Below are 13534 nucleotides of genomic sequence, written 5' to 3'. Positions count from 1 at the left end.
TTTTTTGACTTAAAAAAGAACTTTTTAATTAAAAAAAATAGGGCTAAACCAAGTGCAATATATACTAGAATAGACTGTACCATAATCTTAACTCAACATTGTAAAGGTAATAAAAGAAGCCACATACGCCAAGGCGGTCATGCCAAAAAGCTGTAACAAAGGCCATTTCCAACTATTGGTTTCACGTTTTACTATGGCTAAGGTACTGGCACACTGCATAGCAAAAGCATAAAAAACGAGCAAGGACATCCCCACAGGAAAATTGAAACGCTTATCACCGGTTTCCGGATTAATTTCAGCATCCATACGCTGTTTTATAGTGTTGGTATTCTCATCATCTTCTACACTATAAATAGTTGCCAAAGTACTTACAAAAACCTCTCTGGCGGCAAATGAGGTCAACAGGGCTATGCCAATTTTCCAATCATAACCTAAAGGTTTTATGGCGGGTTCTATGGCTTTGCCTGCAATACCGATGTAAGAATTTTCCAGTTTGTAAGTGGCTATTTTTTTATCTAGTTCATCTTGACCAATGCTTTGATTTGCTATTTCATTTTTTACTGTTTCTTCAGCATTTTTAAAAGAAGCAGGTCCGTTAGAAGCCAAAAACCATAATATAATAGAAATGGCCAAAATTATTTTACCAGCTCCGAATACAAAGGCTTTGGTTTTTTCGATAACTGTAAAAATGACATTCTTTAAAGATGGTATTTTATAAGCCGGCATTTCAATAACAAAAAAGCTTTTTCCCCTTACCTTTAAAGTTTTGTTCAATACCCAACCAGATACTATAGCAGCAGCAAAACCTAATAAATACAAAGACATAAGAGCCAAGCCTTGCAAACTAAAAATACCTAATACCCTCTGCTGAGGAATAATCAGTGCAATTAATATAGCATAAACTGGTAAGCGTGCAGAACAAGTTGTAAAGGGTGTAACCAAAATGGTGACCAAACGCTCTTTCCAACCTTCTATATTTCTAGCCGCCATAATTGCAGGAATTGCACAGGCCGTTCCTGAAACTAAAGGCACAACGCTTTTACCGCTCATACCAAAACGACGCATAATTTTATCCATTAAAAATACCACTCTACTCATATAGCCAGTTTCTTCTAATATGGCAATAAACAAAAACAATATGGCTATTTGCGGAATAAAAATAACTATCCCTCCAATACCAGGAATAATGCCTTCTGCCAATAAATTAGTAAAAACACCATCTGGTAATTTGGTTTTTGTCCACTCACTTAAATTCGCAAAAGTTGAGTCTATCAAGTCCATGGGTAAAGTGGCCCAATCAAAAATTGACTGAAAAATCAATAATAATATGAATGCAAAAATTAAATAACCAAAAACTTTATGGGTTAGTATTTTATCAATTTTATGCCGCAATCCAGTTGCCTTTTCGGCATCTGTTGTGTAGGTTTTTTTTAGAATATTATTAATGTATTGATACCGCAGAATAGTTTCTTTATTCTGCATTTTTGTAAGTTTGACTGGATCTGCTTTAAAATTATCAATCCGCTCTTTAAGTTTTTTTGGTATTGATATTAGATTGTGGTTTTGCGTAATTAAAAGCCACGCTTTGTATAAAGACGTATCATTAAAATCTTTTTCTAGTTTTCTAAAAAATTCGGCATCTATCCTATCGGCAATATCCGCAATTTTAAGTGTAGTGTCGTTTTTATAATTTAAAATAGCTTCCTTTACTTTATCTATTCCTAAATTTTTCCTGGCACTAATTAAAATTACTTCTGATTTTAATTCTTCTTTTAGCAATTCAACATCAATAGAAATGCCGTTTTTTTTCATTCTATCCGACATGTTTATTGCTAAAATAGCGGGTATTTCCAAATCTTTAATTTGGCTGAACAAAAACAAATTTCTTTTTAAATTCTCAACATCGGCAACCACTACAACAACATCTGGGTAACTTTTTTTATCTATACTAAGGAAAGTCTGTAAGACGATGTTTTCATCTAAACTAGAAGGGTTTATGCTATAAGTACCTGGCAAATCGGTAATATTCGCTCTGGTTTCGTCATTTAATCTTGTTGAACCTGTTTTTTTTTCTACTGTTACCCCTGGATAATTGCTCACTTTTTGATTTAACCCTGTTAACTGATTAAATAAAAGAGATTTACCAGTATTAGGATTACCTACTAAAGCTACATTTATGACTTCAGTATGTCGCATAAATTTTTAATTTTGGTAACTTTTATAAGTGAAGCGGTTTCTTTTCTAATTGCCAAATGGCTACCGTTTACTCGAATATACAATGGGTCTTTTAAAGGGGCAATCTGTAGTAATTCTACCTCTTTTCCAGGTAAACATCCCATTTCAAATAGCTTTAAAGGTACGCTATCAAAGGGAATGTCATCAATAATTCCAATTTCTCCGACAATAAGATTTGCTAAGGTGGTATTCAATTTTTATTTAGATTGATTATAAATACCGTGCGAAAATACGTAAATTTTAATTAAAAAATATGATAAATATCATTAAAACTACATAATATAAACTGCATTATTCATTCTCTTTTAACAATTGAATATCCTCTATAATTTGTTGTATTTCTTCTTTGTTGGTGCCATCATAAAATCCTCTTATCTGTTTATTCTTATCGACCAAAACAAATTGTTCCGTATGGATAAAATCTTGTTTTCCGCCATCACCTTCATCTAAAACTGCAAAGTATGACTTTCTAGCAAGGTTATAAATTTGTTTTTTGTCTCCAGTTACCAAATTCCATTTTCCATCAATTACACCTTTTTTGTGGGCATAAGCCTTTAAAACCGGAACGCTATCAATATCAGGAGTTACAGTATGCGATAAAAACTTAACCGCACTATCGTTCTTAAAATACTTTTGCAAATCAGCCATATTTGTAGTCATTATAGGGCAAATTGTTTGACATGACGTAAAAAAGAAATCAGCTACATAGATTTTATTAAAATAATCTTTTTGAGTGACGGTATCGCCATTTTGATTGATAAGATGAAAGTCGGAAATTTTATGATTGTATTTAATATGCTTCACCGAATCATCAACCAATCTTGGGTTAACGTCTGATGGGTTATAAATAGGCAATCTCTTTTTAGGACTCAATAAAAAATATCCAACAATAACCAAAATAACAAACAAAATTGCTATTCTGATAATGGTCGGAAATGATTTTTTAAAGAAAGATAAATCCATAAAATTATTTTTTATATATTTGAGGTTCGCTTTGCTCTCCCCAATCCTTTGCAAAGTTATTGCTTATGAAGAAAAAATTACCCCTAATTCTATTAATTTTTTCATGTTTTCTATTTAGTCAAGAAAATTTGAATATACATGATATTTACTTTCAGGAACTAATTTCAATTTCCGAAGATGAATTTGACGTAAATTCAGATTCTAAAGATTTAGATTGGCGAAAATCAGTTATTGAAAAAATTACCTCTGAAAATTATAGAGAGCCCAGTTTTTTAAAGACAGCTATGGTTTTACATATGCTAAAATATAAATTGGGTGATGAAACTTATAATGATAATGTTGATGCTTATTTGTTGAAATTAAATGAAGATAATTCTTCGATGTCCATTAAGGATTTCCAATTATCAATTGAAGAACGAACTGGCGAAGATTTATCGGACTTCTTTAACGACTGGTTTGTTGGCAAAGGCTTTCCTTCTTATGAAATCAGTTGGTTTCAGAATAAAAAAACAAATGAAGTAAATTTTGTTGTATCTCAAATACAATCTGATGCTTCTGTAGCGTTTTTTGAAATGCCTGTACCTATCAAAGTAAGCAATAATAACGGTGATTCCCAAATTATAAGATTAGAGCTGTCTGAGAATAAACAAAGTTTTACAGGTAAACTACCCTTTGAAATTGATAACGTAGTTGTTGACCCCGAACATCACCTAATTAGCAAAAACAATACGGTTAAAAATGGTGTTGACCAACAGGTTTTAAGCACAAACATTTCTTTATATCCCAATCCCGCAAAAAATGCTTTAAATATTCAAAATGGTAGTGATGCCATTGTGGAAAAGATTTCCATTTATGATATGCTAGGGAAATTAGTTTTGGAAGAAAGCAACCCGTTACTCGCTATTAATTTAAAACCATTGTCTTTCGGCATCCATTTGGTAAAAATTGAAACCAATCAAGGTGTGCTGCACAAAACTATATTGAAAGAACAGTAGCTCAGTCGGCAGTGGGCAGTCTACAGTGGGCAGCAAAAAACAGCTCGGAATTTGAGTTTATAAAAAATGGAATCAAGACGGCAAGACCCAAGAATTTGGAAAAAGAGGTGTTTGGCAATAAATGATAATTCAAATAATATTAAATTGTCGTAGGTATTTTAACCATTTCCTTTATCGATTATAATCCTTGACCGCCTTCACATTGACAATGGAAATCAAAACTGTTTGGGCTTTTTTAACTCAAAATCGTTATTCATTAATTCTTTTTTTCTTCCGTCTTCGGTCTTCGATCTTACAAATTTTTTTCAAATCGGGACTCTTAACTCCTAACTCATAACTTTTTTATCAAACTAAAACCTTACATTTGCAAACTGATTTTTAAAACGATTTTATAGCAGATGGAGATATTTATTAAAGTTTCACAATTTATATTAAGCTTATCTATTTTAATAGTACTGCACGAACTTGGGCATTACATTCCAGCCAAAATATTCAAAACACGTGTAGAGAAATTCTACTTGTTTTTTGACTATAAATTTTCACTTTTTAAAAAGAAAATTGGCGAAACGGTTTATGGAATTGGTTGGATTCCGCTTGGTGGATATGTAAAAATATCTGGTATGATAGACGAAAGTATGGATACCGAACAAATGCAGGAAGAACCCAAACCATGGGAATTCCGATCTAAACCAGCTTGGCAACGATTGATTATTATGTTGGGTGGTGTAACGGTAAATTTTTTGTTGGGGATTTTCATATACATTCTAATGATGAACATTTGGGGTGAAAAATATTTACCAAATGAAAATCTAGAGGATGGAATTTGGGTACAAAATGAATTAGGAGAAGAATTGGGTTTACAAACCGGAGATAAAATATTGACGATTGATGGTGAAAAAGTTGAAAAATTCAATAGTCTTTTTATTGAATTTATAAATGGAAATTCTTACACTATTGAAAGAGATGGTGAAATTATTGAAAAAGACATACCCGTTGATTTTATTTCTAAACTGGTAGATAGAGAAAAGGAAGAAGCAAATTTTTTATCGCCTAGAATACCTTTTGTTATTGGTAAAGTAGTTGACACCTTGCAAAATGCAAATAGCGGATTAAAACCCAAGGATTTAGTTGTAGCAATAAATAATAAACCTATTAAGTATTACGATCAAGTTGAAGGCGAGTTTACTCAATATAAAAATGAAAGTGTAAATATCAAAGTAAAAAGGGGTGAAGATACCGAAGATATAAAAGTGAAGGTAGATGAAAATGGTAAAATAGGGGTACTCTCTGGAATTGCAATGAATGATTTGGAAAGGCTTGGTTACTATACATTTGAGACTAAAACTTATAATTTTGCTGAAGCTATTCCAGCCGGTATTAACAAAGCCTGGACAACTTTTTCTAGTTATTTAAAACAACTAAAAAAAATATTTAATCCTAACACGGGTGCTTATAAAGGTTTGGGTGGATTTATCTCGATTGGTAGCATTTTTCCATCCACTTGGGATTGGCAATCTTTTTTAAGTATAACCGCATTTTTATCAATTATGTTAGGTGTAATGAATTTATTACCTATACCTGCATTAGATGGTGGTCACGTAGTATTTACACTTTACGAGATGATTTCAGGAAGAAAGCCAAGTGACAAATTCTTGGAATATGCTCAAATTGCAGGATTTATATTCCTTATTGCCTTATTATTATTTGCCAATGGTAATGATATCTATAGGCATTTGTTTAAGTAAATTTATTTCAAAAAATAATATTATAAAAAATGCCGCCCAATATTTGGGCGGCATTTTTTTCTTTTTTAAAAGGCAAGTTTTAATTCTTTTTAGCATCTTGTTTTTCAGCCCATTCTTTAGCCCTTTTGGCACGTTTTGCAGAACCAGGGTGTGATGACGTTAACGACCCTTTACCACCATCTTCACTTAAATCAGCCAATTTTTGAAAAGCACCTTGCATAGCATGATAGTTCATATTATGCTTTACCATAAAATTAAAACCATATTCATCAGAAGCGGACTCATGAGTTTGCGAGAATTGTGCATTTGCCACATTTTCAACAAAATTACCAATTTCCTCATCTGCTAAAATTTTACCGGCTCCGGTGTTGGCAATTGCCACATCTTTAGCAGCAGAAATAGCATATGCTGATTGGTAGCGTTTTTTGGAGTGACCCAATTTTACATGACCTATTTCATGGCCAATAACACTTAAAATTTCATCGTCGGTCATTAAATCCATTAGACCTGCCATAACCCTAACACTACCGTCAGGGGTAGCAAAAGCATTGACATCCACTACACGATAAACCTTAAAATTTAGGTCTAAACCGTCTTCGGTTTCCAATCCTTTAACCAATTTGGCCAATCTATCTCCATAAGGATCTCCAGCTTCGGCTATGGGATTATTCTCATCCATCCATTTTACAGACTGTAATGATAATGTTGCCATTTCTTCATCCGAAAGGGTGGCAGCTTTTACCACTTTCTTGGCCGCATCTACATTTTTTGTTTTACTTAGTACTTTGCCAAATTGAGCGTTGGCACTCATAAAGGTAAGAGCTATTATTACAATCATTAATTTCGTTTTTTTCATTTCTTTAGTTTTTATGTTTTTTAGTTAAGTTGTTCAAATAATATAAACGCATATTATCTTTAATAATTTCATAACAAAATTGGGTATAAATCACAATATTAACTAACCCATTGGTAGCTAAATTTCAACCCCAGCATTTTGGGGTAGACGTAAAATATTCAAAGAACTCATCTTGACTTTTTCCAATTCCTAAAAATGAGATAAGTCAAGATGAGTTCAAACATAAAAAAACCTCAATGAATTTTACATTGAGGTTCTTTATATTGTAAAAATAAATTTTTATAAATATTAATCTGCTAAGATAATAACGTGGTTATCTTTTAATTCTATTGTTCCCGATTTAATTGGGAATACCAAAATTTTATCGTCATCGGCATGCTTTGTTAACTTACCGGATAACTCATTAAATTCTTTATGCTCTTGAGTATGTGTATGTATTTTAACTTCTCCTTCAGTTAATAAAGAAACTATGGGGGCGTGATTTTCAAGCATTTGAAACTCTCCATCTATTCCAGGTACTGTTACAGAGTCAACATTAGCGTTGAATATTACTGCTTCAGGGCTTACTATTTCTAATTTCATTTGTTTGGTCTTTAGTAGTCTAAGCTTCCGCTAACATCTTCTCACCTGCTTCAATTGCTTCTTGGATAGAACCTTTAAGGTTAAATGCTGATTCAGGTAAATGGTCTAACTCACCATTCATAATCATGTTAAATCCTTTAATAGTATCCTTAATATCAACCAATACTCCTGGAATACCTGTAAACTGTTCTGCTACATGGAAAGGTTGAGATAAGAAACGTTGGGCTCTACGTGCTCTATGTACAATCAACTTATCTTCTTCACTTAACTCCTCCATCCCTAAAATAGCGATAATATCTTGTAATTCTTTATAACGTTGTAATAGCTCCTTTACATTTTGAGCACAATCATAATGCTCTTGACCTAAAGTCTCTACATTTAGAATTCTAGAGGTGGAATCCAATGGATCTACCGCCGGATAAATACCTAACTCGGCAATTTTACGAGACAATACCGTTGTGGCATCTAAGTGGGCAAAAGTGGTTGCTGGTGCTGGATCTGTTAAATCATCCGCAGGTACATAGACTGCTTGTACCGAAGTAATTGAACCTGTTTTGGTAGAAGTAATACGCTCTTGCATAGCACCCATTTCCGTAGCTAAGGTTGGTTGGTAACCTACCGCTGACGGCATGCGACCTAATAAAGCCGAAACCTCAGAACCCGCTTGTGTAAAACGGAAAATATTATCCACAAAGAAAAGTACATCTTTACCTTGACCGTCTCCTGCTCCATCACGGAAATATTCAGCAATTGTTAAACCCGATAAGGCTACACGGGCACGTGCTCCAGGAGGTTCGTTCATTTGACCAAAAACGAAAGTCGCTTTTGAGTCTTTCATTCCTTTTTTATCTACTTTAGACAAATCCCATCCGCCTTCTTCCATAGAGTGCATAAAATCATCGCCATATTTTATAATACCAGATTCCAACATCTCACGCAATAAATCATTTCCTTCTCTAGTTCTTTCTCCTACACCTGCAAATACTGAAAGTCCACCATGACCTTTGGCAATATTGTTAATCAATTCTTGAATTAGTACGGTTTTACCAACTCCAGCACCACCAAACAATCCAATTTTTCCACCTTTTGCATAAGGCTCAATAAGGTCAATAACTTTAATACCAGTAAATAATACTTCTGTAGCTGTAGATAAGTCTTCAAATTTTGGTGCTTCTCGGTGAATTGATAATCCATCTTTTCCTTCTTTAGGAAGATCTCCCAATCCATCAATAGCATTTCCAGTTACATTAAACAGTCTTCCATAAATATCGTCACCAACTGGCATTTGAATAGGGTTTCCGGTAGCTGTAACTTCATAACCTCTACTTAAGCCATCTGTAGAATCCATCGCAATACAACGTACCGTATCTTGACCAACATGTTGTTCTACTTCCAATACCAATGTTGAACCATCTTTTCTATAAATTTCTAATGAATCGTGAATTCTAGGAAGGTCTGAATCGGTTGAAAATTCAACATCAATTACCGGACCAATAATCTGAGCAACTTTACCTGTAACTTTAGCCATTATCTATAATTATTTTGTTTCAATTTTATCTTAATTGTGAACCTTATTAAAAGCAAGGAAAACAATCTCGTTTTACGAGGTGCAAAGGTAATTTATTTAAACGTATTGTAAAAGTGTTTTTTTAAGTATTTTTTGTTTCTTTTTCGAGGTAAGAAAATCAAGCAAAGTGAGCTATAAACTAAAGGACCGTCTAAAATTATTTTAGACGGTCCTCAAATAAAAAAATTATGGTTTTTTAAAAACTATTGTAATGCCGGGTTGTAGTTCGTTGGATAATCACCTGCTTTAGTTGAGAGTCCTGCTTCAACAAAATTTGAACCGTATTTGGCATCAATGGCTTTCATAAATTCATTGGCTAAAAAGGCATATCCCCTAGCTGTAGGGTGTACCCCATCTAAAGAAAACACTCCTCCGGTAACTAACTTTGCCGTAACTGTATAATTTCCATAAGGCAACCCTGTATCTGCCAATTGATTCATTAAAGCATTAGCATCAACAAAAGCTAAACCAGCTTGGTTTGCAACGTTACTAATGGTTGCATTGAAAGCATCTGTAGCTGCTTCTATTTCAGTTTGTTCGCTTGGTAATAAAACCCATTTATCCCTTAAAGGATAAGTTATTCCGTTTACTGCTAACTGACCAGCTGTTGCAGGAGGAACCCCAGCAGTAACCAATTGCGTGTAATAAGCAGTATTTACAGTAGCAATAACATTTGAGCTTGGCAGTACTAGTAAATCGTCTGCGGTTGCTTGTCTTGATTGCCCAAATTGATTGGCATAAATACCCGCAGTAACCGGATCTAAACCTCCACCTTGTAGCACTACCGCGAGTTGAGGAGCAATATTGGGCAAAGATTCATCGTGAATTAAAACAGCACTAGCAGCATCGGTAGCAAAGACCACTTTACGTTCAGGTACTTGCAAAAAATCGAAAGCATTGTTCAGAGCCGCAAAAGTAGCATTTAGGGTAGGTATCAGAGGTCCAAAATCTGGATTGCTCGGATCTAAAGGATTGTAAGGCACAGTTGTAAAATGTGGAATAGCCGTAACGTCGGGAATGTTGGCCACAACACCACCGGCACCGCCAGAGGTTAATGTAGTGACTAAAGTACTAATAGCAAAATCAAAAGTACCTTGATCCGTAATTGGGTCTGAACCATCTCCGCCAGAAATAGCATAACCTAACACATCGTTATTTCCAATCCATAAAGAAAAGAATGTTGGATTTTGAGCCATAGCATCTTCTAAAACACTTGCATTAGGGGTAGATGCCATTCTAACAAAATATGGATTTGCCATATTTGGCAATCCTTGAATATTACCATAACCGTTTGCCAATAAATGAAAACTTTTAGCTCCCGGAACCCCCATATTATTATACGGCCCAGCTGCAATAGCAGAAATTTCTGTAGTGGGCATGGCATCTAAAACAGCAGGACCAGCACCATTAAAAAATAGTCTAGGGGTCGCTACTTGATTACCCCCTAAAAGTAAACCTCCAATATTATCATTAGTTAAAGGTTGTGAAAAATTACCCCCACCCGCTAAAGCAAATTTTTGGGCTAAAATATTAGACAATGAATTTTCTTGAGCCACTTTGAACAAAGCCCCATCGGTATAACCTGCGGTTAAAGAATTACCAACAGCAACAAAAGTTGAAAAATTAGCAGAACCTGCTGTTAAAGGTGGTAGGACAACCTCTTCTGGAGTTTCAACATTGTTATCCGCTAAAACATCGTCAATATCGTTACACGCTGTAAATCCCAAAAGGATTAATAACAACCATATATATTTAGTATTCATAAAATTATTTTTAATTAATCGTTAGTTATTTATTATCCAAGATAAATAGTATTGAGAACCTATAAACCCAGTACCAAATGCGGTAAAGTACTCGTCTCCCAGTAAATTTGTTCCACCTAGTTTAAACGTGGATTTAATACTTGGTATTCTTAAATTAATCTGTGCATCAACCGTATGGAATTCTGGCACAACACCATTTCCAAAAGTGGCTTCCCAGTAATAATCATCACTAAACCTATAAGAAACATTGAACCCGAAGTTTTTAAACAGTTCGTTATTACCAAAACTTGCTTTGAATTTATGTTCTGGCGTATTAAAGTTAGTGGTAAAATCCGGATACTCTTCCTGGTCAAAATCTAATTTTGCATAGGTATAACTACCGCCCAATTCAAAGTTTCCGAATATTTTAGTTGTAATACCTATAGAAGCCCCATAAGAACTGACCGGTGCTTCCGAATTTGTGTAGGTGCTATATGCTTGGTAATCTCCATTAACTATGGCGGCAACCGATAAAGAATTATCACCTACCGTACCATAATATGGGGCAATGACTACTTCTTGTGATATAAAGTCTTTATATTGGTTGTAATAAGCACTTAAATCTACATTTACCCTACTGATTTTAGCTCTATAACCCACTTCAGCAGAGGTTACCTGTTCTGGCTTGACCAAAGATGGATTACCAATTTCCAAAACTGAGGGATTGCCAGTGGCAGCCAATGCCTGTACCGAAGATGCCGTAAACGAATTGTTATATGCCACAGCTCCAGTTTGTGTAATTGTAGCTGGAACCCCCAAGGCCTGTCCTCCTCCGCTTACGTTAAAATCTCTAGAATATCTATCCAAATTTTCAGGTGCAGCACCAACCAAAATAGCCCTACCTGCATCCAAACCTATAAATAAATCTTGAGTAGTTGGATTTCTAAATCCTGTTTGAACGGACGCTCTTATGTTATGATTTCTATTTATAGTAACACCCGCAGAGATTCTTGGGGAAATAAACCCATCAAAAAATTCAGACTTATCATAACGTGCGGACCCCGTTAATTTTAATTCAGAACTTTCGCTTAACGGAATACTTTTCTGAAGTTGGGTATAAACACCATATTCTGAATAATCGATTGGCCCATCTGAATCGGTATATATTGTTCCCGATGAATTTAAACTATATTGTCTGTAAGAGCCACCTACTTGAATATCTACAACATCAATTAAATGACTGAAATTATAATTAGCATCTGAATGGTAATATTTAGAGGCATCTTGAAATTTAGAACCTGTTGCCAAGTTCGGATCTGCTACACTTCTATCAAATGCCGCCTTAAATTCTGGAGAACCTGGCGTATAACGACCACTTTCTGCCTGTGCCCTTGCTGCGGCATGTGCTTGATCTTCAGTAGCACCTCCCAAGGTTGCTTGAACAAAAGTACCTACATATTCGCCAAACCAGGTATTGTCAGGTTTCCATGTTCTATTAATATTAATACCAGTAAAAACCATATCATAAGAATCTCCCGCCCTGTCGTTTACCACATAACCTCTTAAAAAGAAATTGTCATTTTTTATTTCCAGTTTATGTTGTTCTTGGAAAAAGCCATCAATATTATATCTGTTAGTTCCTTGATAAATTGTTGAACCTGTACCTACTTTACCCACATAAGATAGTTCCAAACTATTGCCTGTAATCGGTCTATAATATAAACCCCAGTCTGCTTTAACGCTCTCTGCATTATGGTCTGTCAAATCTTCTTCATTATATCCTGTTCTGCTTACACTGACCGAAGGTACAAGAGCATTGGCTCCAGTAGGTAAAATACCCAAACCTTCCAAAGTTTTGGCAACACTGTTCATATTCGCCGACACTTCATCGCCATACACATTAATACCATCGTAATTTAAATCGGCTCTGGTTCCGCCAGGCGTAGTTTTATCAACTTCGCTAGTTGCTGCCCAGTCCGTACCCTTTAAATAACCAAAGTTTACTTTGGCCGCAAACTTATTGCTAAATTTATAAGCAGCTCTAATACCAAAATCGTTGTAAGGATTGGTACCTGCAGCTTCTTGATTGGTAAAACCTGTTTTATAAGAAACACTTATACCTTGATGGTCAAAAGGGCTTTTGCTTCGCATAAATAAAATACCGTTAAAAGCATTTGCACCATAAAGTGCAGAAGATGCTCCCGGCAATAATTCAACGCTCTCTACGTCTGTTTCAACCATACCAACTAAATTACCAATAGGGAAATTTAATGCTGGTGTAGAATTATCCATTCCATCTACTAACTGCATAAACCTATTATTTGCAAAAGTGGCAAAACCTCTCGTATTTACTGATTTAAAAGTTAAACTATTGGTGTTTACATCAACACCTTTTAAGTTTTCCAAACCATCATAAAAATCTACGGATGCAGTTGTTTTAATATCCCTAACCCCTAATCGTTCTACCGTTACAGGCGATTCAAATATTCTTTCAGGAGTTCTAGAAGCAGAAATCACAACCTCATCCAGTTCGTTAGCTTCAATAAGAGTGAAATTTACTGTTTGTGGATTAGTAGTTACTTCTGATGTAACAGATTGTAAACCTAAAAAACTTGCTTGAAGAGAAAAAGGAGGCTCTTGATCTACGGTTAACCTGTAAAGACCGTCAAAATCTGAGGATGTACCAATGGTAGTGCCAACCACAATAATGTTAGCTCCAGGTATTGGTTCTCCATTTGAGTCGGTTACTTTTCCTGTTACAACAGTTTGTGACCATATACAGCTACAAGTAAATAGTGTACATATGATCGTGAAATATTTCTTCATAATGATAAATAAATTGAGTTAAT

Annotated in this window: 10 protein-coding genes; 2 read left to right on the top strand and 8 right to left on the bottom strand. The window is 34.8% G+C overall.

Annotated features, from left to right (window positions below; translation table 11 throughout):
- Positions 1-87: 87 nt before the first annotated feature.
- The 3 genes from feoB to UMM65_RS10860 form a co-directional block, all read right to left on the bottom strand.
- Positions 88-2196, bottom strand: a complete 2109-nt coding sequence (gene feoB / locus UMM65_RS10870; protein WP_321976564.1) for a ferrous iron transport protein B — start codon at positions 2194-2196, stop codon at positions 88-90.
- On the bottom strand, positions 2175-2429 hold the full coding sequence (locus UMM65_RS10865) for a FeoA family protein (RefSeq protein ID WP_321976563.1): 255 nt from the start codon (positions 2427-2429) through the stop codon (positions 2175-2177). Before UMM65_RS10865 ends, feoB begins: the two co-directional genes overlap by 22 nt.
- A gap of 97 nt (positions 2430-2526) precedes the next feature.
- Positions 2527-3198 (bottom strand): SCO family protein, encoded by a 672-nt coding sequence (locus UMM65_RS10860; RefSeq protein WP_321976562.1) that lies wholly within the window; start codon positions 3196-3198, stop codon positions 2527-2529.
- A gap of 65 nt (positions 3199-3263) precedes the next feature.
- Here UMM65_RS10860 and UMM65_RS10855 point away from each other — a divergent pair, with 65 nt between their 5' ends.
- Together UMM65_RS10855 and rseP are read left to right on the top strand one after the other, a co-directional pair.
- Positions 3264-4193: a T9SS type A sorting domain-containing protein gene (locus UMM65_RS10855; RefSeq protein WP_321976561.1), complete on the top strand. Its 930-nt coding sequence runs from the start codon at positions 3264-3266 to the stop codon at positions 4191-4193.
- Between the two features lie 398 nt (positions 4194-4591).
- Positions 4592-5938 carry an RIP metalloprotease RseP gene (gene rseP, locus UMM65_RS10850; protein ID WP_321976559.1) on the top strand — a complete coding sequence of 449 codons (1347 nt, stop codon included), beginning with the start codon at positions 4592-4594 and terminating at the stop codon, positions 5936-5938.
- 79 nt (positions 5939-6017) lie between these two features.
- On the opposite strand, the gene UMM65_RS10845 is transcribed toward rseP, so the two are convergent.
- The 5 genes from UMM65_RS10845 to UMM65_RS10825 all read right to left on the bottom strand — a co-directional run bounded on the left by UMM65_RS10845 (position 6018) and on the right by UMM65_RS10825 (position 13511).
- Positions 6018-6794, bottom strand: coding sequence for a M48 family metallopeptidase (locus UMM65_RS10845; RefSeq protein WP_321976558.1), 777 nt, complete (start codon positions 6792-6794; stop codon positions 6018-6020).
- Between the two features lie 288 nt (positions 6795-7082).
- On the bottom strand, positions 7083-7376 hold the full coding sequence (locus UMM65_RS10840; protein WP_321976557.1) for a F0F1 ATP synthase subunit epsilon: 294 nt from the start codon (positions 7374-7376) through the stop codon (positions 7083-7085).
- 19 nt (positions 7377-7395) lie between these two features.
- Positions 7396-8904, bottom strand: coding sequence for a F0F1 ATP synthase subunit beta (gene atpD, locus UMM65_RS10835; RefSeq protein ID WP_321976556.1), 1509 nt, complete (start codon positions 8902-8904; stop codon positions 7396-7398).
- A gap of 242 nt (positions 8905-9146) precedes the next feature.
- Positions 9147-10706, bottom strand: coding sequence for a G-D-S-L family lipolytic protein (locus tag UMM65_RS10830; RefSeq protein ID WP_321976555.1), 1560 nt, complete (start codon positions 10704-10706; stop codon positions 9147-9149).
- A gap of 21 nt (positions 10707-10727) precedes the next feature.
- Positions 10728-13511: a TonB-dependent receptor gene (locus tag UMM65_RS10825; RefSeq protein WP_321976554.1), complete on the bottom strand. Its 2784-nt coding sequence runs from the start codon at positions 13509-13511 to the stop codon at positions 10728-10730.
- Positions 13512-13534 lie beyond the last annotated feature (23 nt).

It is taken from the genome of Aureibaculum koreense, from assembly GCF_034296135.1.
GTDB lineage: Bacteria > Bacteroidota > Bacteroidia > Flavobacteriales > Flavobacteriaceae > Aureibaculum.
The sequence above is the reverse complement of the archived record's forward strand: the minus strand, read 5'-3'. Positions and strand labels throughout refer to the sequence as shown.